General features: G+C 30.6%; 19 protein-coding genes. 8 read left to right on the top strand and 11 right to left on the bottom strand.

The features are described from left to right. A complete protein-coding gene (locus tag M3P09_RS06890) occupies nucleotides 1–537 on the bottom strand; it encodes a nucleotide exchange factor GrpE (RefSeq protein WP_099565475.1) in 537 nt (178 codons plus the stop codon). Nucleotides 538–695: 158 nt separating this feature from the next. Here M3P09_RS06890 and M3P09_RS06885 point away from each other — a divergent pair, with 158 nt between their 5' ends. The 3 genes from M3P09_RS06885 (at nucleotide 696) to M3P09_RS06875 (ending at nucleotide 3006) form a co-directional block, all read left to right on the top strand. After that, nucleotides 696–1352, top strand: a complete 657-nt coding sequence (locus M3P09_RS06885; protein ID WP_249972541.1) for a YceI family protein — start codon at nucleotides 696–698, stop codon at nucleotides 1350–1352. Nucleotides 1353–1588: 236 nt separating this feature from the next. Next, a complete protein-coding gene (locus M3P09_RS06880) occupies nucleotides 1589–2254 on the top strand; it encodes a hypothetical protein (protein WP_249972540.1) in 666 nt (221 codons plus the stop codon). Nucleotides 2255–2412: 158 nt separating this feature from the next. After that, nucleotides 2413–3006, top strand: coding sequence for a YdeI/OmpD-associated family protein (locus tag M3P09_RS06875; protein WP_249972539.1), 594 nt, complete (start codon nucleotides 2413–2415; stop codon nucleotides 3004–3006). 55 nt (nucleotides 3007–3061) lie between these two features. Here the strand turns inward: M3P09_RS06875 and yajC are convergent, their stop codons facing one another. From yajC to nusB, 3 genes are all read right to left on the bottom strand, one after another. Further along, nucleotides 3062–3352 (bottom strand): preprotein translocase subunit YajC, encoded by a 291-nt coding sequence (gene yajC, locus M3P09_RS06870; protein WP_099565479.1) that lies wholly within the window; start codon nucleotides 3350–3352, stop codon nucleotides 3062–3064. Between the two features lie 12 nt (nucleotides 3353–3364). Next, on the bottom strand, nucleotides 3365–3919 hold the full coding sequence (locus tag M3P09_RS06865) for a DUF1573 domain-containing protein (protein WP_249972538.1): 555 nt from the start codon (nucleotides 3917–3919) through the stop codon (nucleotides 3365–3367). Between the two features lie 82 nt (nucleotides 3920–4001). Beyond that, on the bottom strand, nucleotides 4002–4949 hold the full coding sequence (nusB, locus tag M3P09_RS06860) for a transcription antitermination factor NusB (RefSeq protein WP_099565481.1): 948 nt from the start codon (nucleotides 4947–4949) through the stop codon (nucleotides 4002–4004). A gap of 231 nt (nucleotides 4950–5180) precedes the next feature. On the opposite strand from nusB, the gene M3P09_RS06855 reads away from it, so the two are divergent. From M3P09_RS06855 to M3P09_RS06845, 3 genes are all read left to right on the top strand, one after another. After that, entirely contained in the window at nucleotides 5181–6944 is a 1764-nt protein-coding gene (locus M3P09_RS06855; RefSeq protein WP_099565482.1) for an ABC transporter ATP-binding protein, read from the top strand. A 158-nt stretch (nucleotides 6945–7102) separates the two neighbouring features. Continuing rightward, entirely contained in the window at nucleotides 7103–7486 is a 384-nt protein-coding gene (locus M3P09_RS06850; protein WP_099565667.1) for a PUR family DNA/RNA-binding protein, read from the top strand. 78 nt (nucleotides 7487–7564) lie between these two features. Then, on the top strand, nucleotides 7565–10072 hold the full coding sequence (locus M3P09_RS06845; protein WP_249972537.1) for a M14 family metallopeptidase: 2508 nt from the start codon (nucleotides 7565–7567) through the stop codon (nucleotides 10070–10072). Here the strand turns inward: M3P09_RS06845 and M3P09_RS06840 are convergent. The 3 genes from M3P09_RS06840 to M3P09_RS06830 are packed head-to-tail and all read right to left on the bottom strand — an operon-like array spanning nucleotide 10067 to nucleotide 12342. Then, complete coding sequence (locus M3P09_RS06840; protein WP_249972536.1) at nucleotides 10067–11098, bottom strand: lysophospholipid acyltransferase family protein; 1032 nt, start codon at nucleotides 11096–11098, stop codon at nucleotides 10067–10069. The two genes, M3P09_RS06845 and M3P09_RS06840, sit on opposite strands and share 6 nt — an antisense overlap. After that, the gene (locus M3P09_RS06835; protein WP_249972535.1) at nucleotides 11095–12003 is read right to left on the bottom strand and encodes a bile acid:sodium symporter family protein; all 909 of its coding nucleotides are present in this window, start codon (nucleotides 12001–12003) and stop codon (nucleotides 11095–11097) included. Before M3P09_RS06835 ends, M3P09_RS06840 begins: the two co-directional genes overlap by 4 nt. Nucleotides 12004–12006: 3 nt before the next feature. Then, nucleotides 12007–12342, bottom strand: coding sequence for a tRNA-binding protein (locus tag M3P09_RS06830; RefSeq protein WP_099565486.1), 336 nt, complete (start codon nucleotides 12340–12342; stop codon nucleotides 12007–12009). A 46-nt stretch (nucleotides 12343–12388) separates the two neighbouring features. Here M3P09_RS06830 and M3P09_RS06825 point away from each other — a divergent pair, with 46 nt between their 5' ends. Continuing rightward, nucleotides 12389–12943 (top strand): thioredoxin family protein, encoded by a 555-nt coding sequence (locus tag M3P09_RS06825; RefSeq protein WP_249972534.1) that lies wholly within the window; start codon nucleotides 12389–12391, stop codon nucleotides 12941–12943. A gap of 3 nt (nucleotides 12944–12946) precedes the next feature. On the opposite strand, the gene M3P09_RS06820 is transcribed toward M3P09_RS06825, so the two are convergent. The 3 genes from M3P09_RS06820 to M3P09_RS06810 form a co-directional block, all read right to left on the bottom strand. Continuing rightward, entirely contained in the window at nucleotides 12947–13429 is a 483-nt protein-coding gene (locus M3P09_RS06820) for a GNAT family N-acetyltransferase (protein ID WP_249972533.1), read from the bottom strand. A gap of 7 nt (nucleotides 13430–13436) precedes the next feature. Beyond that, entirely contained in the window at nucleotides 13437–13982 is a 546-nt protein-coding gene (locus tag M3P09_RS06815; protein ID WP_249972532.1) for a YfiT family bacillithiol transferase, read from the bottom strand. 61 nt (nucleotides 13983–14043) lie between these two features. After that, nucleotides 14044–14976, bottom strand: coding sequence for a peptidylprolyl isomerase (locus M3P09_RS06810; protein WP_249972531.1), 933 nt, complete (start codon nucleotides 14974–14976; stop codon nucleotides 14044–14046). A gap of 101 nt (nucleotides 14977–15077) precedes the next feature. Between M3P09_RS06810 and M3P09_RS06805 the strand changes: the two genes are divergently transcribed. Continuing rightward, entirely contained in the window at nucleotides 15078–15521 is a 444-nt protein-coding gene (locus tag M3P09_RS06805; RefSeq protein WP_249972530.1) for a hypothetical protein, read from the top strand. A 7-nt stretch (nucleotides 15522–15528) separates the two neighbouring features. On the opposite strand, the gene M3P09_RS06800 is transcribed toward M3P09_RS06805, so the two are convergent. Further along, on the bottom strand, nucleotides 15529–17733 hold the full coding sequence (locus M3P09_RS06800) for an ATP-dependent DNA helicase RecQ (protein ID WP_249972529.1): 2205 nt from the start codon (nucleotides 17731–17733) through the stop codon (nucleotides 15529–15531). Nucleotides 17734–17985 lie beyond the last annotated feature (252 nt).

The raw sequence follows: 17985 nt of genomic DNA, 5'->3' as shown, positions 1-17985 counted from the left end.
TTATTGCCCTATAACAACTTTAGGGAAACGTATTATTTTTTCACCTAGCTTATATCCTTTTTCAACTACATCAATAATTTTTCCTTTCAAATCGTCAGATGGCGCAGGTATTTGTGTAATAGCTTCATGGTTATCTGCATTAAAATCATCTCCTTTTTTAATTGAAATTGCAGTTAGTCCCTTTTGCTCTAATGCTTTTACTAATTTTTGATAAATTAATAATACACCTTTACGTAATTCTTCAGCCTCCTTATCTTCTTCAATGTGTGTTAAAGCACGTTCAAAATCATCAAGAACTGGCAATAAAGTTTTCATTACACCCTCTCCAGCTGTTGCAAATAACTCGATACGCTCTTTAGAGGTACGTCTTTTATAATTTTCAAACTCAGCAAACAAGCGTAAAAACTTATCCTTTTCTTGTTTTAACTCGTCTTGAAGTTTTTCTTCTATGGTTTGCTCTTCTACAACATCAACAGCTTCAGCTTTTTGGTCTTCAACTTGTTCTTTTTCTATATCTTTTATATTCTTTTTGCTCATCACTAAATTTAATTTATGCAAGTACTAAAATGAGTTGGCAAAAGTACTGCCATTATTATTAAAATGTCAAAATGTCACTAAAAAAATTTAATATTTTTTTTACCAAAAAAAACAAACAATTGACTAATTTTACTGCTTAAACATTAAAAACAATAAAGATGAAAAAAAGAATAGCCACAATATTTACTATTGCTGCTTTAGTAATAAGCGCAAACGGATGTAAAGACAAAGCAAAGGAAGCAAATACAAAAGAAGCAGAAACAGTTGCTACAGCTGAAGCATCATCAGAAAAATATACAGCTAATATCGCTGAATCTACTATTGAGTGGAAAGGTTTTAAGCCAACAGGAACACATAACGGAACTATTAATATAGAAAATGGTGTATTTAACGTAACTGATGGAAAAATTAATAGCGGTACATTTTTAATTGATATGAAATCTATTAAAGTTGCAGATATTCCGAAAGAAGACGAATATAACGGAAAACTTACTGGACACTTAAAAAGTGCTGATTTTTTTGATGTTGAAAAACACCCAAGCTCAGCTTTTGAAATCACTGGAATAAGTGAAGTTGATGGAAAAACGATGTTATCTGGAAACTTAACACTTAAAGACGCTAAAAACAATGTAACTTTTCCTGTAACAGTTTCAAATACTGATGGCGCATTAATTTTAACTAGCGAAACATTTACTATAGATCGCTCTAAATGGAATGTAAAATATGGCTCTAAATCGTTTTTTGATGATTTAGGCGATAAATTTATTAATGACGATATTGAATTAAAAATTACAGTTAAGGCTACAAAGTCATAAACTAAAAATTTTATTTTATTTAAAGCCACTTTACATACGTAAAGTGGCTTTTCTGTTTTATATGAATACTTGACTTTGTAAGAAAAAATGTCGACCTTCGTTTAACGCTGTATATAATCATTAAAACGGACTGATATACTCAAAAAGCATTGCCAACAATTTTGATAAAACGCAAACACATATTTGTAACATTATTTCTTCTAATTTCAATTCAAGGTTTTACTCAAAAGTTTGAAATGAAAATTGATTCTATTCTTGGTTTGGAAATTCAAGAATTGAAAGATAATGGAATAGACGAAATTGGATATTATAAACAGACAAGTATAAATTATGGAGTTTACTCAACCGCTTATCTATTTTGGAGAAAGAACAAATCGACATTTATACAAAAATTTGAAGATTCTGAATATGATAAGAGTTCAATAAAGAAGTTTAAGTCTATAGAGGTTGATGATCCTATTTTTTTCAATTTTTATAGACTTCATAAAGACAAACTGAATAAAGAAGATGTAGAGCATTTTAAAAGCAACCCTGACTCAATTGTTGGAAACACCATTTACTCAAGTAGAGTTACAACTTCTCACTCTTCCTTCAGTAATTTTGTGATAAAAACTAACAATGAAAATTTTCACAAATACTTCGACCATTTTGATTTAAAGGAATTTAATAAGAAAAAAGTATATGCTTCAAAAAGAAAATACACAGAAGAGGAAAAAAAGAAATGGAGAGAAAGAGATTGGGAAATAGGTGAGTATAGAATAGTTGAAGAGAATTTTCCAATTAGAAATATCAACTATCAGCATAACCAAAAATTAAAAATAGTCGAATGGGAAAGCGTAATTTCTGAATTTATAGAAAATCTAGAATCAACAATTACTTTTGAACGATTAGGTGATAACTAAAACAGTTGGCAACAACGTGTATAGTTAATAGCTTGTTCTGTGCGTACTCGGAAAATCCTACGGATTTTCCTCAGGTTTGTGATAGTTTAGTATCTTTAAGCTAGCCAACGCTACTAACCATCACACGAACACGTTAAACGAACCTTCAAAAATTAACAATGAAAAAAACATACTCCGTTGAAGAATACATTGAAGAAAATACTCATTTTAGTGAGGCCTTAAGTATTTTAAGAAATATTATTAACACTACCGAACTTGAAGAAACAGTAAAATGGAACGCTCCTGTTTATACCCTAAACAATAAAAATGTAATTGGTTTAGGTGCTTTTAAAAAGCATTTTGGTATTTGGTTTTTTAATGGTGTGTTTTTAGAAGACAAACAAAATCTGTTAGTAAATGCTCAAGAAGAAAAAACAAAAGCACTACGGCAAATGCGTTTTGAATCGGTTAAGGAGATTGATAAAAACATTGTTTTAGCATATGTTAAAGAAGCGATAGAGAACCAAAAATTAGGTAAAGAAGTAAAACCAGACCGAAGCAAAAAAGAAACTATTATACCACAAGAATTAAAAGCAATTTTAGCGAGCGAGTTAAAAACTAGTTTTGAAAGTTTATCGGCTTACAAGCAACGAGAATATTGCGAATATATTAGTTCGGCAAAAAGAGAAGCTACAAAGCAAACCCGTTTAGAAAAAATTAAACCCATGATTCTACAAGGTGTTGGCTTAAACGATAAATACAAGAATTGTTAAATAAAAAAGCTTCCAAAAAATTGGAAGCTTTTTTATATCCTAAAAGTAGCAATACTTACTTAGCTTTTACTGGTGCGTTTATTTTACTACTCATCTCCATAGAAATGGCAGAACGTTCAAACTTTACTTTACCAGACATAGTTTCAATAACGCAACTACCATCTTTATCGTTAAGTTCTAAAACTTTACCATGCATTCCGCTTTTTGTAACTACTTTATCGCCTCGTTTTAATTCGGCTGCAAACTTTTTTTCTTTTTTGGCACGTTTCATTTGTGGTGCAATCATAAAAAAATAGATGACTACAAACATTAATACAAAAGGCATAAATTGGCCTAAATCTCCCATTATAGTTGTTTTTTAGTTGTGGTTATGTCCTTCGTGACCTGGCTGTGTACTGGTTTTTTTAACAGCTGAATTAACTGTTGGTATAGTTGCAGGTTTATTGACAGTAGCAGGTGCATTAGGATCTGGCTTTACAAATGCCGTAATCTTTACAGTTTCTGAACCTTTTTCTGTATTTGCTGTTACTGTTATTGTTTTTGTTATTTTATTTTGTCCACTACCATTAAATTTTACAGTAAACTTTCCAGATTCTCCTGCTGCCAATGGCTCTCTACTCCAATCTTTAGGAATTGTACAGCCACAAGAACTTTTAATATCTGTAATAACTAAAGGTGCTTCGCCAGTGTTTTTGTAATTAAATACAGTTTCCACTTGAGTTTTGGCTTCTATTTCACCAAAGTCGTGCTCTCTTTTATCAAATTCTAATTTTGGAAACTTTGAAGATACTGCATCTCTTTTTGCTGCAGCTGCTAAATTACTTTCTTCTATTTTCTTTGCTGCGCTTTCTTCTTTACATGATGTAAATGCAATTAAGCATAGCGTGCTTAATCCTAATATTACTTTTTTCATTTTAAATGTTTTTATCATTCGGGATGTAAAAATAGCAATTATTTAATCGATTAAAAACTTTTATTATTCTCTTAACAGATAATTACATTAAGCCACGGCCAATTTTGTTTAATTTTCCATCAGCTGTATATTCTTTTACCAGCTTGTCTAAAATACCATTTATAAAAATGCTACTCTTTGGAGTTGAGTACTCTTTAGCTATTTCTAAATATTCGTTAATGGTAACTTTTACAGGTATTGAAGTAAAATGTTGCAGTTCGCAAATTGCCATTTGAAGCAACACATAATCTATGCTAGCTATTCGTTCAGCATCCCAATTTTGTGTTTTAAGTTCAATTTCTTTATTTATTACTGTTTTATTCAAAAGTGTCTTTTTAAACAAGTCAATAGCAAATTGTTTATCCTCAATATCTTTATATAAATTAGGTGTAAAATAGTTTTCGCTAGAAGTTATTTTAACCTTTCTCAACAGCTTTAAAATAGTAGTGTTAACAGTAGGAAGATCATCTAACCAGGTTAGGTTTTTATCTTCCATATAATCGTATAGCTTCTCGTTTGGTGCAATAATCTCTTTAAAAATATCAACTATAAACTCTTTATCTTCTTTAAAGTCTGACACTTTAGTTTGCATATAATCTTTATACAAATCACTAGAAATAATAGCTTTAAAAATAACATCTACGTACTCGTTATCTAACTCCCAATTGGTAATCTTATAAGTTTCGAACTGGTTTTTTAATTGTAGGTTATTTTTAAGAATTTGCAACACTTGATTGTTAACAAATTTCCTGTTAGGATCTTTGTCTTCTTTTGTCGCTAAATGTTTGTTTTGCTTTTTTTGTAAGTTGCTTTCGGCTCTTTTTTGTACTTCAAGTAGTAAAGCCATCAATAAAAGGTACAAGTTGTACATATTATCTATACTAAACATTAAAAACTTCTGGTCTTTACTAAAATCATCACTCTCTCCGCCTTTAAACGCATACATAGTTTGCATTACTTTTATACGAATGTGTCTTCTGTTTAGCATCATTACAAAGAACTTTAAATTAAATCGAAAATTATTGATTTGTTTTGTGCTGCAAAAATAATACTATTTTAAAATAAATGCTTCATATTATAAACTAATTATTGCAATAATATTTAGGCTATATTTAACAATTGGAAGTTTAAAGTAAGACCTACTAATAGTTTTAATCTATTATCTTTGCTTCTTCAAATTATATTTGCATTCTCATACATTAAAGCAATCATAAATTTATAAATGAAGGAACTTCAGCATTTAAATAAATACTTTCTAAAATACAAAGCACATCTTATTATTGGTACAATAATTACTATAGTAGCCAGAGTATTTTTGCTTTATACACCACGATATGTAAAAAAAATATTTGTTGTTGTTGAAAATGCACTAGAAGGAAAAATTACCAAAGACGTTTTTAAAGCAGAGTTATCCGAAGCCATTCTTTACATAATTGGTGCTGCATTAATTGGAGCCATACTTACTTTTTTTATGCGTCAAACCATAATAAATGTATCACGTTATATAGAGTTCGATTTAAAAAATGAAATATACGGTCAGTATCAAAAGCTTTCATTGAACTTTTACAAAAAAAATAGGACAGGCGATTTAATGAATAGAATAAGTGAAGATGTTGGTCGTGTACGCATGTATGCTGGTCCAGCGTTAATGTATAGTATTAATACGATTACACTCTTTGTAATTGTATTAATTTATATGTTTAATGCGGCACCAAAACTAGCTCTTTTCACTATTGCTCCGCTACCAATACTCTCTGTTGCTATATATAAGTTGAGTAGAGAAATACACAAACGTAGCACTATAGTGCAGCAATATTTATCGAAGCTATCAACATATACTCAGGAATCTTTTAGTGGTATTTCGGTTATAAAAGCTTATGGAATAGAACCTCTAACAGCTACAAATTTTAAAGCGCTTTCGGCAAGTAGTAAAGAGAAACAAATTAATTTAACTAAAGTACAGGCCTTATTTTTTCCTATGATGATTTTACTTATCGGCACCAGTAATTTGTTGGTAATTTATATAGGTGGAATGCAATATATAAATGGCGAAATTGAAAGTTTAGGTACAATTGCAGAGTTTATTATTTATGTAAATATGCTTACATGGCCTGTAGCAACTGTAGGTTGGGTAACTTCTATTGTACAACAAGCCGAAGCATCTCAAAAACGAATTAATGAATTTTTAAAGATTGAACCCGAAATAAAAAACACAAATAGTAATCGTACAGAAATCACAGGAGATATTACTTTCAACAACGTATCTTTTATTTATGATGACACTAATATTCAAGCTTTAAAGAATGTAAGTTTTAATATTAAGGAAGGCGAAACGCTTGCTATTTTAGGCAAAACAGGATCTGGAAAATCGACTGTTTTGGATTTAATTGGTAGACTTTACGATATTGATTCTGGTTCAATAATCATAAGCAATACTGAAATAAACCTCCTTAACCTTAATGATTTAAGAAACAGTATTGGATATGTACCTCAAGATGCCTTTTTGTTTTCAGATTCTATAAAAAACAATATAAAGTTTGGCAAAGAAGATGCTACAGAAGATGATGTTATTAATGCTGCTAAAAATGCACAAGTGCATAAAAACATTATAAAATTTAATGAAGGTTACGATACTGTTTTAGGTGAACGCGGGATTACACTTTCTGGAGGACAAAAGCAGCGTGTATCAATAGCAAGAGCCATTATCAAATCTCCAAAAATCTTATTATTTGATGATTGCTTATCTGCCGTTGATACTGAAACTGAAGAGAAAATTTTAAAAAGCTTAAATAAATTATCTAAAGGAAAAACAACAGTTATTGTAAGCCATAGAGTCTCTTCTGTAAAAAATGCTGATAAAATTATTGTTTTAGAAGATGGTGAAATTGTTCAAAAAGGAAAGCATGAATCGCTAATTAATGTTGAAGGTTACTACAAAGATTTATATTTAAAACAATTAAGCGAAACTGATTCAAAACAAGAGTAAACTATCTGAATTTTAAATAGATACATCATTTTATCATTCAATTAAATGCAACAAATAATTACTTATCAAAAAGAAAACGTAATATTTGTTGGTTAATATGCTATTTTTTTAGATTTTTGATACAAATAATAGACAATCCAACAAATTTCTAAACAACTATGAACAATAATGATATGATGGAGAAAGAGGAGATTTTTTCAAAAGTGCTAAGAGCTGGGAGACGAACATATTTTTTTGATGTAAGGGCTACAAAAGCAGAAGACTACTATCTTACGATTACCGAGAGTAAAAAGTTTACTAATGATGATGGATCTTATCATTATAAGAAGCATAAAATATATATTTACAAAGAAGACTTTGCTGAGTTTAAAGATATTTTAGCTGAAATGACTGATTATATTATTAAAGAAAAAGGTGATGAAGTGATTAGCGAGCGTCATCAAAAAGATTTCAAAAAAGAATATAATAATCAACCACGAGTTACAGAGGACGAGTTAAAAACTCCTGAAAGCTTTACAGATATAGACTTTGACGATATATAGAGCGTCATTTTAAAATTAACAAAAACCGTTATACCAAGTGTAACGGTTTTTTTATATTTATAACCTAACTAACTCATAATGAACAAACTTTTTATCATTTGTTTTATGGCATCTTTATTTGCCACATCTCAAAGTAAAATAAACTTATCATATTACCTTCCGCAAGACATAAGTTATAACCAAAACATTCCAACCCCAAAAAGTATTATTGGCCATCAAGTTGGAGATTGGCATGTTACGCATGATAAGCTTGTGCAATACATGTATGCTCTTGCTAAAGCATCAGATAGGATAAGCATTGAAAATAGAGGTAAAACCTTTGAAGACAGACCTCTCTTGTTACTAACTATTACATCGCCTAAAAACCATCAAAATATTGATGCTATACGTAAAAGACATATAGATGCAACTAATAACACACCTGTAGATATCAAAGATATGCCCATAGTGGTTTATCAAGGATTTTCAATTCATGGTAACGAACCTAGTGGCTCCAATGCAAGTTTATTAGCAGCTTACTATTTAGCTGCCGCAGATAGTAGTTATATCAATGAATTATTAGACAATACGGTTATCTTATTTGATCCTTCTTTAAACCCTGACGGATTGCAACGTTTTGCTTATTGGGCAAATACTAATAAAAATATAAACTTAAATCCAGACCCAAACGATAGAGAATATAGTGAGGTTTGGCCAGGTGGAAGAACCAATCATTATTGGTTTGATATGAATCGTGATTGGTTACCGGTACAATTGCCAGAATCTAGAGCTAGGGTAGAAACATTTCATAAATGGTTACCAAATATTTTAACCGATCATCATGAAATGGGAACCAATTCTACCTTTTTCTTTCAACCTGGAATTCCTTCAAGAACACATCCTTTAACACCAAAGCAGAACCAAGAATTAACAAAAAGCATAGGTGAGTTTCACGCTGAAGCTTTAAACAAAATAGGGTCATTGTATTATACTGAAGAAAGCTATGATGATTTTTACTATGGCAAAGGATCGACATTTCCAGATATAAATGGAGGTATTGGTATTTTATTCGAGCAAGCAAGTTCTAGAGGTCATATACAAGAAAGTAACAATGGTGTTTTAACCTTTCCGTTTACCATCAAAAATCAATTTACTACGATACTATCTACTTTAAATGCTGCAAAAAGCATGAGTAAAGATCTCTTAAAATATCAACACGATTTTTACAAAAATGCTAGGCAAGAAGGTCTAAAACAATCAACTAAAGCTATTGTTTTTGGTGATGAAAAGGATGCTGCAAAAACTTATCATTTAGCCGAGATACTAAATAGGCATAAAATTAAATTTCATGAAATAAAACAAGATTTTACCGCAAACGGAAAACGCTTCAAAAAAGGATACAGTTACATTATCCCTAAAAATCAGAAGAATACACGCTTAATAAATGCTATGTTTGAAAAACGTACCACGTTTCAAGATACCCTATTTTATGATATTTCTGCTTGGTCTTTTCAACTTGCTTTTAATATAAATTATGCTGAAAATGTTTCTACAAATAATTTGGGAGAACAAGTAATCAATTTACAACCAAGAAAAGGAAATATTTCTGGTTCAAGCAATTATGCCTATTTGATGGAATGGCACGAATATTACTCGCCAAAACTACTCAATCAATTATTAAATAAGGGCATTCGTACTAAAGTAGCTCTAAAGCGTTTTAGCATGAACAATAAAGATTACGATTATGGTACACTTTTGATTCCTGTACAAAATCAAAAAATAAATAGTGCAGATTTGCACACCTATTTAAATAAACTAGCCAAAGAAAGTTATTTGCAAATCTATGCTGTAAATACAGGCTTAACAGAAGGTATAGATTTAGGTAGTAGAAATTTTAAAACTTTAGTAAAACCTAAAATAGCTTTATTAGTTGGAGATGGTATCTCATCATACGATGCAGGGGAAATTTGGCATTTATTTGATACACGCTTTAATATTGCTATTACAAAATTAGACACTAAAACCATTGGAAAAGCTGATTTGGACCGATACAATACAATTGTTATCCCAAACATGAAATCCTTAAGTGAATCAAGTACTAAAAAGCTTAAATCGTGGACTAAGAGAGGAGGCACTATTATTGGATATAGAAATACCGTAAAATGGCTTAAAGAGAAGGAGTTTATTCAATTGGATTTTGAAAAAACTAATATTCCTGCAAAACATGTAAGTTTCGAAGAAAAAAATGATTTTAAAGGCGCGCAAGTAATTGGAGGTGCGATCTTTGAAGCAAAACTAGATAGGTCGCACCCAATAAATTTTGGTTACAAAAATGATAAAATAGCATTATTTAGGAATACAACCATTTTTATTAAAGCAGACTCGTTAAGCTATAACAACCCAATTCAATACACTAAAACTCCTCTTTTAAGTGGCTATATTTCTAAACCAAATTTGAAAGTTTTAGCAGAAACTGTTCCAGTTCAAATAAAAAAATTAGGTAAAGGCAAAGTTGTTGTGTTTACAGATAATACGAATTTTAGAGCATTTTGGTACGGCACTAATAAACTTTTAATGAATGCTATTTTCTTTAGAAAAGAACTATAATTTAATTGCTATAAGAGAAATTATTAAAACTGAAATTAAATAGATTACTGCGGCTTTAAAACTGAATAAAAAAGCTGTTATAAATACAATTGCTAAAAGGTAAAACGGAACCAAAGTAATGGCTATAGCAAATCTAAAAGTAGATGTAAATTCAATCTCATCTATTTTTGGTTGTATAATACGCTTCCAAATTAAATAAGGAAATAAAATATTTAAAATTAGTAAGCCTTTAAAAAATAATTTTATTCCTTTTATTTTAGATTTTCGGGTGGTATTACAGTTTTTAAACCCACTGGTAATACACATATTTACTGCTTTGGGGTCCAAAAAATCAACTTGTAAGCCATTTAACCTTCTTAAGGTTTCATTATAATTGTCAGGTGGTATATGCGTTGTTAGTTTAGAAATCTCAGATTGAATTTTTGCTTTCAACCTTACTACATCTTCATTTCTATTTTCAGAAATAAATCCTTTAGCAACTATTGGTTCTCCAAAAAATATTGAAGTACTATCTGGGCATTTTTCAGCTTTTTCAAAATTTAATCCTACTGGAATTAATTGTAAATCTGTTTTTGGATATTTTTTTAAAGTATCAAAAACAATTCTTGTAAAGCCTTTACTCAAAGGTCTAACCGTACGCTTTAAATTGTGACTCCCTTCTGGAAAAATCACAATAGCTTCTTCTTTATTTAAAAGCTCAGAACAGGTTTCGAAAATAGCATTATTATTAGACAGTTTACTCCAACCATCCCTAATTCTATAAATAGGCAGCATTTGCAGGCTATTTAAAATTTTGCTTACCAAAGATTTTTTAAAAACTGCAGATCTTGTTAAAAAATAAGAAAACCTACCAGACTTAGTAGCAATTAATAGAGCATCTAATAAAGCATTTTGATGATTACTCAGTAATAAAACGGGTTTGTTTTTTGGTACATTTTTAATACCATGGATTTTTATTTTTTTAAAATAGAAAAACATACCAATACTCAAATACAATCTTACGCTATATAACCAGATAAATTTCAATATGCTAAACGTCTTTTTTTATGAGACCAATACCAAGCTAATAACAAGCCAGAAATAATATGCCAAATGCCCCAAAATGCAGCTAAAATTGCCATACCTCCTATTCCATCAAAAAATGTAAAAATAAGCAGCAATCCTAAACCAGAATTTTGAATACCTGTTTCAATAGCTAATGTTTTTTGATTTTTAAACGATAATTTAAAGGTTCTAGCAACTAAAAAACCAATAGTGATTGCTAATATATTGTGACTGACCCCTATTAATAATACATGATGAATAAAGTTATTAAATACTTCCAAATTTTTAGAAAACGCAATAATTACTATAGCAATAAAAACAACAATTGATAAAGGCTTTAAAACTTTCGAAAGCTTGTGAGCTAGCTTTTCGTTATAAAACCTTAAAAGCATTCCTAAAACTAGTGGAATTCCAAGTATAAGTACTACTAGCTTTATTAACTCAAAAGGCTCTAATTGTATGCTTTTTAAAATTTCTGCTGTAGGTTGATATAAATTCCCATAAAACTGAAAATTTAAGGGAGTCATGAACACTGCTAAAAAAGTAGCAAATGCAGTAAGACTAACAGATAACGCAGTGTTTCCTTTAGCTAAGCTTGTCATGAAATTTGAAACATTCCCGCCGGGGCAAGCAGCAACCATCATCATTCCTAAAGCAATGCTTGGTTGTGGTTTTATTAAAAGTACGAACAGAAATGTAACAAAGGGTAAAAAAATGAATTGAGATAAAATTCCAATTAAAACTAGCTTTGGTTGTTTGATTAAGCTTTTAAAATCGTTTATTGAAATCCCTAATGCTACACCAAACATAACTAATGCAAGGGCTACATTTAAAACCCAAAGCGCGTTGGTATCAAAGTTTATTTGAACATGGTCTAGTTGTTGCATAAACTAAGATACTGGAGTGCCATTCTTTACACTATTTTCTGGGTTTAAAAGAATAACATCTTTACCATCTACAGCTCCTATAACCAAACATTCACTCATAAATTTTGCAATTTGCTTTTTAGGAAAGTTTACAACAGCCACAATTTGCCTGTTTAATAAGTCTTCTTTAGTATATAAGGTTGTTATTTGAGCCGAAGATTTTTTGATTCCTAGATCTCCAAAATCGATAGTAATCTGGTAAGCAGGGTTTCTAGCTTCTGGAAAATCGTTTACTTCTATAATGGTTCCTACTCGTAAATCTACTTTCGTGAAATCTTCAAAAGTTATTGCATCGTTCATTTTTTAAAAATACAAATTATTACGAACTTTGAATAAATAAAAAATAATGGCAAGAACACCTTCAAATATGCTTCCTTTAGGAACCACTGCTCCAAATTTCGATTTATTGAATACGGTTTCTGATGAAGTATTATCGCTTCAAAATATAAAAGGGAATAAAGCAACGGTAATTATGTTTATTTGTAACCATTGTCCGTTTGTAATTCATATAAACTCAGAAATTGTTTCTATAGCCAATGCTTACACTGAAAAAGGCATTTCTTTTATTGCAATTTCTAGCAACGATATTATTAATTATCCGCAAGATTCTCCAGATAAAATGAAGATTCATGCTAAATCTGAAAACTACCCATTTCCTTATTTATATGATGAAACTCAAAATGTAGCAAAAGCTTATGATGCCGCTTGTACACCTGATATTTATGTATTTGATGCTAATCTTAAATTAAATTACAGGGGACAGTTAGACGATTCTCGACCAGGAAACGGATTGGCTGTTACTGGAAAAGACTTAAGACATGCATTAGATTGTTTATTAGAAAACAAGGAAAATATGCATACACAAAAACCTAGTATAGGTTGTAATATTAAGTGGAAATAATTACTAAAAATTTAATTGCCAAAAGCCTACATCAAGCCATTTATCAAACTTTTTCCCTACTTCTTTAAAATGCGCTACTTGCTTAAAGCCAAATTTTTCATGAAGCTTAACGCTGGCTTCGTTTGGTAAAGTTAGTCCGCCTAAAACCACATGATAATTTTCTTGCTTTAACAAGCTAAGTAATTCAGCATAAAGTTTTGAGCCAATTTGTTTACCGTGTTCTCCATGTTTTACATAAACTGTAGACTCAACCGTATGGTTATAAGCTGGTTTTGGTCGCCATTTGCTTCCGTAGGCATAACCTAATATATTGCCGTTTTCTTCAAAAACGATAAAGGGATATTTGGCATTAATATAATTAACTTTTTCTGTAAAGATTTCCAGTGATAAAGCCTTAATATCAAAAGTCACAATGGTATTTAGCACATAATAATTATAAATGTCTAAAAGTACTTTGATGTCTTTTATGTCAAATGGTCTAATCATAAAGAAATCAAACCCAATTATTCTTTTTTAATAAATTCTCAATATGTGCATAATGATGATTACTATGCCATGCATAAACACCTATGTTCTCTTTTAATAAAACTTCAGCCTTAGTTTCTGGGTGAATAAAACTTTTATTCAATTCAGCATCAGACAGTTTTTTTAAGAGATAAACTAATTTATAATGAATAGCTTTAATATGCTCAATAGACATTTGAATTGGTGCCAATTTGGTATCTATAAGCTCTGCCCAACGATCTTCGTGATAAGCTTTAATCAATGGCTTATCTTCTGTTAAAGCCCATTTAAACCGAGTATAGCTATGATGATGGCTATCTGATACATGATGAACAACTTGCCTAATTGTCCAACCATTGGGTCTATACTGCGTATCTAATTGCTCTTTATTAAGATGCTTTACTAATCCTTCCAAACGAATTGGAAATTGTTCTAAAATTGAAATCCAATTTTCAATATTTGCTTTTGAAATATTATTTGGGCAATCAAATTTACCTATTGGATATTTTAGGTTTTCTAGTTCTAAATTTGTCATCTATAAATATAAAAAAAGCACTTCAAAAAGAAGTGCTTTTAATATTAAAAAGAATGATTTTTTATTTTACATCCATTAATTCTACATCGAAAATTAAAGTAGCATCAGGTGGAATTACACCTCCAGCGCCTCTGCTTCCGTATCCTAAATCGCTAGGTATTACTAAACGTGCTTTGTCTCCTACGTTTAATAAACAAATCCCTTCGTCCCAACCAGCAATAACTTGTCCTACACCTACTGGAAATTCTAACGGTTGATTACGCTTATATGAAGAATCGAAAACCGTACCATCTGCTAATTGACCTTTATAATGTACAGATACCGTTTTACCCTTTTCAGCTTTTACACCTTTACCTTCTTGTATTATTTGGTATCTTAAACCACTATCAGTTTTATTAAAACCTGCAGCTATTTTGTCTAATGCTTCATCTGCCGCAGCTTTTGCTTCTGCTAAACGTTTTTCTCTAGAACCTTCAAAAGTTCTAAATGCTTCAACAGCGTTGTAAGCTTCTGCATCAGCACCAACTCTAACAATCTCTAAACTTTCAATTTCATCACCCTGCGCAATGGCATCAACTACTTCTTGTCCATGCTCTACTTTACCAAAAACAGTGTGATTATTATCTAACCAAGGTGTTTCTATGTGTGTTATAAAAAACTGACTGCCATTAGTTCCTGGGCCAGCATTTGCCATAGATAATACACCTGGGCTATCATGCTTTAAATCAGGATGAAACTCGTCATCAAACTGGTATCCAGGATTTCCAGAGCCAGAGCCTTGTGGACAACCACCTTGAATCATAAAATCTGGTATTACTCTGTGAAATTTTAACCCATTGTAATATGGTGTTCCTTGAGGTTTAACCGAATTCTCTAGGTTACCTTCTGCTAAAGCAACAAAGTTACCTACAGTTCCTGGAGTTTTTTTGTATTCTAAAGCAACAAGAATTTCTCCTTTTGTTGTATTAAATTTTGCGTATAGTCCGTCTTGCATTATTCTATTTTTTATTTGAAGATGCAAATATATGAAATGATTTACGATTATAGTTTTGCCATTTATATTTATAATTTTAGTTTTACCAAAATCAATTTTTTATGAAGTTTTCTATAGATAATATTTTAGCAGCATTTGGAAATATACGTGCTATGGAACGAACGCATGTAGATAATTACACTGAAGACATTATTAATTCTATTGAAGATGAAGCATTTGCAATATCTAAAGAAAATGTTCTTTATGCTAATACTAAAGAACTTGGAGGTTTTTATTACGTCATAACAATAATTGTTGGTTCTTTTAAAATTAAAACAATGAAAGGAGCGACACTGAGCATTGAAGGAGAAAATTTTAATTTAGATTTAAAATCAGATACGGAAGAGTTTGAATCTGATCATTCTAATGTATCAAATAGATTTATTACAAGAATAGATTTTCAAATTGAAAAGGAAGATGTTAAAAAATTTGATAAAGACCGAATTAAATCGTTAAGACTAATAGCAAAAAAACATGTTGTAGATTTTGATACAATTCAGGAATGATGGAATATTAATTTGCAACTTCACTAATAAATTTTATTCGGTATAAACGTAATTCTTCATCATCATAATCGCCATCAAACTCTTCAATAGCTTCATCAATACTATCCGAATCAGACTCCATAAAATATTCATGAATTTCTTCCTGTTGGTCTTCGTCTAAAATCTCATCAATCCAATAATTAATATTTAATTTAGTACCAGAATATACTATAGCCTCCATTTCTTTTATAAAGTCTTGCATAGACATTCCTTTTGATGACGAAATATCATCTAAAGGTAATTTTCTATCAACGTTTTGAATAATATATAATTTGTTGGCAGAGTTACTTCCTGTAGATTTTACAACTAAATCGTCTGGACGAGTAATATCGTTTTCTTCTACATATTTTGAAATAAGAGCGATAAAATCTTTTCCGTATTTTTTTGCTTTTCCATCACCTACTCCATGAACATTACTAAGTTCGGACATAGAAATAGGATATTTTAAAGCCATATCCTCCAATGAAGGGTCTTGAAAAATCACAAATGGAGGAACTCCTAATTTTTTAGCATTTTTTTTACGCAAATCTTTAAGCATACCCATTAAAACGTCATCGGCTACAGCTCCTCCTCCTTTTTCGGCAGTAATTATTGTTCCATCTTCTTGCTCTCCCTCAAAAATATGGTCTTCGGTCATCATAAACGATACTGGGCTTTTTAAAAAATCTCTACCAGAATCTATTAATTTTATAACACCGTAAGTTTCAATATCTTTTTTAAGGTATCCAGCAACTAGTACTTGCCTTAATAAGGCCATCCAATACTTATTATCGTGGTCTTTGCCTTTACCAAAAAAATCTTGTTCATTGGTTCTATGCGAGTTTATTAATGCATTTTCTTTACCTATAATTACATTTACTAAATCTTTAGATTTATATTTTTCGTTTGTTTTTTTAATAGTATCTAAAAGTAATGTAACATTATCTTTAGCTTCAACTTGCTTTTTAGGGTTACGAACATTATCGTCCATATCGCCTCCTTCACCAGTCTTATTATCAAATTCTTCACCAAAATAATGCAGAATAAATTTTCTACGAGATATTGATGTTTCTGCAAAAGCAACAACTTCTTGTAATAATGCTTGTCCAATTTCTTGTTCTGCAACTGGCTTACCAGACATAAACTTTTCTAGTTTTTCAATGTCTTTATATGCATAGTATGCTAAACAATGTCCTTCCCCTCCGTCGCGACCAGCACGTCCAGTTTCTTGATAATAACTTTCAATACTTTTAGGAATATCATGGTGAATTACAAAACGTACATCTGGTTTATCTATACCCATTCCGAAAGCTATAGTTGCAACTACAACATCTACATCTTCCATTAAAAACTTATCTTGGTGACTTGATCTGGTTTTGGCATCTAAACCTGCATGGTATGGCACTGCTTTAACACCATTTACTTGTAATACTTGTGCTAACTCCTCTACACGTTTTCTACTTAAACAATAAACAATACCTGATTTTCCTTCGTTTTGTTTAATGAATCGAATAATATCAGCATCAACATTTTTAGTTTTTGGCCTAATTTCATAATACAAATTAGGTCTATTAAAAGATGCTTTAAAAGTTGTTGCGCCAGTAATTCCTAAGTTTTTTATAATATCCTCTTGTACTTTTGGTGTCGCCGTAGCAGTTAATCCAATAATAGGGATATCGTCACCAATTCTTTTAATTATATGTCTTAAGTTTCTATACTCTGGTCTAAAATCATGTCCCCACTCGCTTATGCAATGCGCCTCATCAATCGCCATAAAAGAGATTTTTACAGTTCGAAGAAAATCAACATTTTCTTCTTTAGTTAATGATTCTGGAGCTACGTAAAGCAACTTAGTAACACCATTAACAATATCTTCTTTTACGCGTTTTACCTCAGTTTTGTTTAATGAAGAATTTAATACGTGTGCTACACCTTCCTCTTGGGAGACACCTCTAATGGCATCTACTTGATTTTTCATTAGAGCTATTAAAGGAGACACCACAATGGCAGTTCCTTCTTGCATTAATGCTGGTAATTGATAACAGAGAGATTTTCCTCCTCCTGTTGGCATAATTACAAATGTGTGCTTTTTTGATAAAATACTTTCAACTACATCTTCTTGCAACCCTTTGAATTTGTTAAATCCAAAATATTTTTTTAGTGCAGACTGAATGTCACTTTTTGTTGTTAACATTGATTTAATAAAAATTAATTTACACTATTAAAATACACTAAACTCAAAAGCATTTTATTCTTTAATTTAGCAGTGTATTTAGAGAACCCTCATGTTTTTTTCGTTAGTTTTGTAACGCAATTCGAATTTACAATAAAATTCAATAATGATTTACATTTAAAGATAACAAAATCTTTAAAGCTTCAACAAAAAAAAATAATAAATTTTGAAAGACGAAATTTCTATTATTAATACAGCTAAGCATACCATTGA

Origin of the sequence: Jejuia spongiicola (assembly GCF_023502325.1) — a bacterium.
In the GTDB taxonomy this organism is placed as follows: domain Bacteria; phylum Bacteroidota; class Bacteroidia; order Flavobacteriales; family Flavobacteriaceae; genus Wocania_A; species Wocania_A spongiicola.
The sequence above is the reverse complement of the archived record's forward strand: the minus strand, read 5'-3'. Positions and strand labels throughout refer to the sequence as shown.

Excerpts from the sequence above, each read along its gene's own strand:
- M3P09_RS06845 (WP_249972537.1), top strand. The coding sequence starts at position 7,565 with ATGAACAAACTTTTTATCATTTGTTTTATGGCATCTTTATTTGCCACA.
- M3P09_RS06890 (WP_099565475.1), bottom strand. The coding sequence starts at position 537 with ATGAGCAAAAAGAATATAAAAGATATAGAAAAAGAACAAGTTGAAGAC.
- yajC (WP_099565479.1), bottom strand. The coding sequence starts at position 3,352 with ATGGGAGATTTAGGCCAATTTATGCCTTTTGTATTAATGTTTGTAGTC.
- M3P09_RS06885 (WP_249972541.1), top strand. The coding sequence starts at position 696 with ATGAAAAAAAGAATAGCCACAATATTTACTATTGCTGCTTTAGTAATA.
- M3P09_RS06875 (WP_249972539.1), top strand. The coding sequence starts at position 2,413 with ATGAAAAAAACATACTCCGTTGAAGAATACATTGAAGAAAATACTCAT.
- M3P09_RS06810 (WP_249972531.1), bottom strand. The coding sequence starts at position 14,976 with ATGCAAGACGGACTATACGCAAAATTTAATACAACAAAAGGAGAAATT.
- M3P09_RS06865 (WP_249972538.1), bottom strand. The coding sequence starts at position 3,919 with ATGAAAAAAGTAATATTAGGATTAAGCACGCTATGCTTAATTGCATTT.
- M3P09_RS06815 (WP_249972532.1), bottom strand. The coding sequence starts at position 13,982 with ATGACAAATTTAGAACTAGAAAACCTAAAATATCCAATAGGTAAATTT.
- M3P09_RS06835 (WP_249972535.1), bottom strand. The coding sequence starts at position 12,003 with ATGCAACAACTAGACCATGTTCAAATAAACTTTGATACCAACGCGCTT.
- M3P09_RS06825 (WP_249972534.1), top strand. The coding sequence starts at position 12,389 with ATGGCAAGAACACCTTCAAATATGCTTCCTTTAGGAACCACTGCTCCA.
- nusB (WP_099565481.1), bottom strand. The coding sequence starts at position 4,949 with ATGATGCTAAACAGAAGACACATTCGTATAAAAGTAATGCAAACTATG.
- M3P09_RS06855 (WP_099565482.1), top strand. The coding sequence starts at position 5,181 with ATGAAGGAACTTCAGCATTTAAATAAATACTTTCTAAAATACAAAGCA.
- M3P09_RS06880 (WP_249972540.1), top strand. The coding sequence starts at position 1,589 with ATGAAAATTGATTCTATTCTTGGTTTGGAAATTCAAGAATTGAAAGAT.
- M3P09_RS06800 (WP_249972529.1), bottom strand. The coding sequence starts at position 17,733 with ATGTTAACAACAAAAAGTGACATTCAGTCTGCACTAAAAAAATATTTT.
- M3P09_RS06805 (WP_249972530.1), top strand. The coding sequence starts at position 15,078 with ATGAAGTTTTCTATAGATAATATTTTAGCAGCATTTGGAAATATACGT.
- M3P09_RS06830 (WP_099565486.1), bottom strand. The coding sequence starts at position 12,342 with ATGAACGATGCAATAACTTTTGAAGATTTCACGAAAGTAGATTTACGA.
- M3P09_RS06850 (WP_099565667.1), top strand. The coding sequence starts at position 7,103 with ATGAACAATAATGATATGATGGAGAAAGAGGAGATTTTTTCAAAAGTG.
- M3P09_RS06820 (WP_249972533.1), bottom strand. The coding sequence starts at position 13,429 with ATGATTAGACCATTTGACATAAAAGACATCAAAGTACTTTTAGACATT.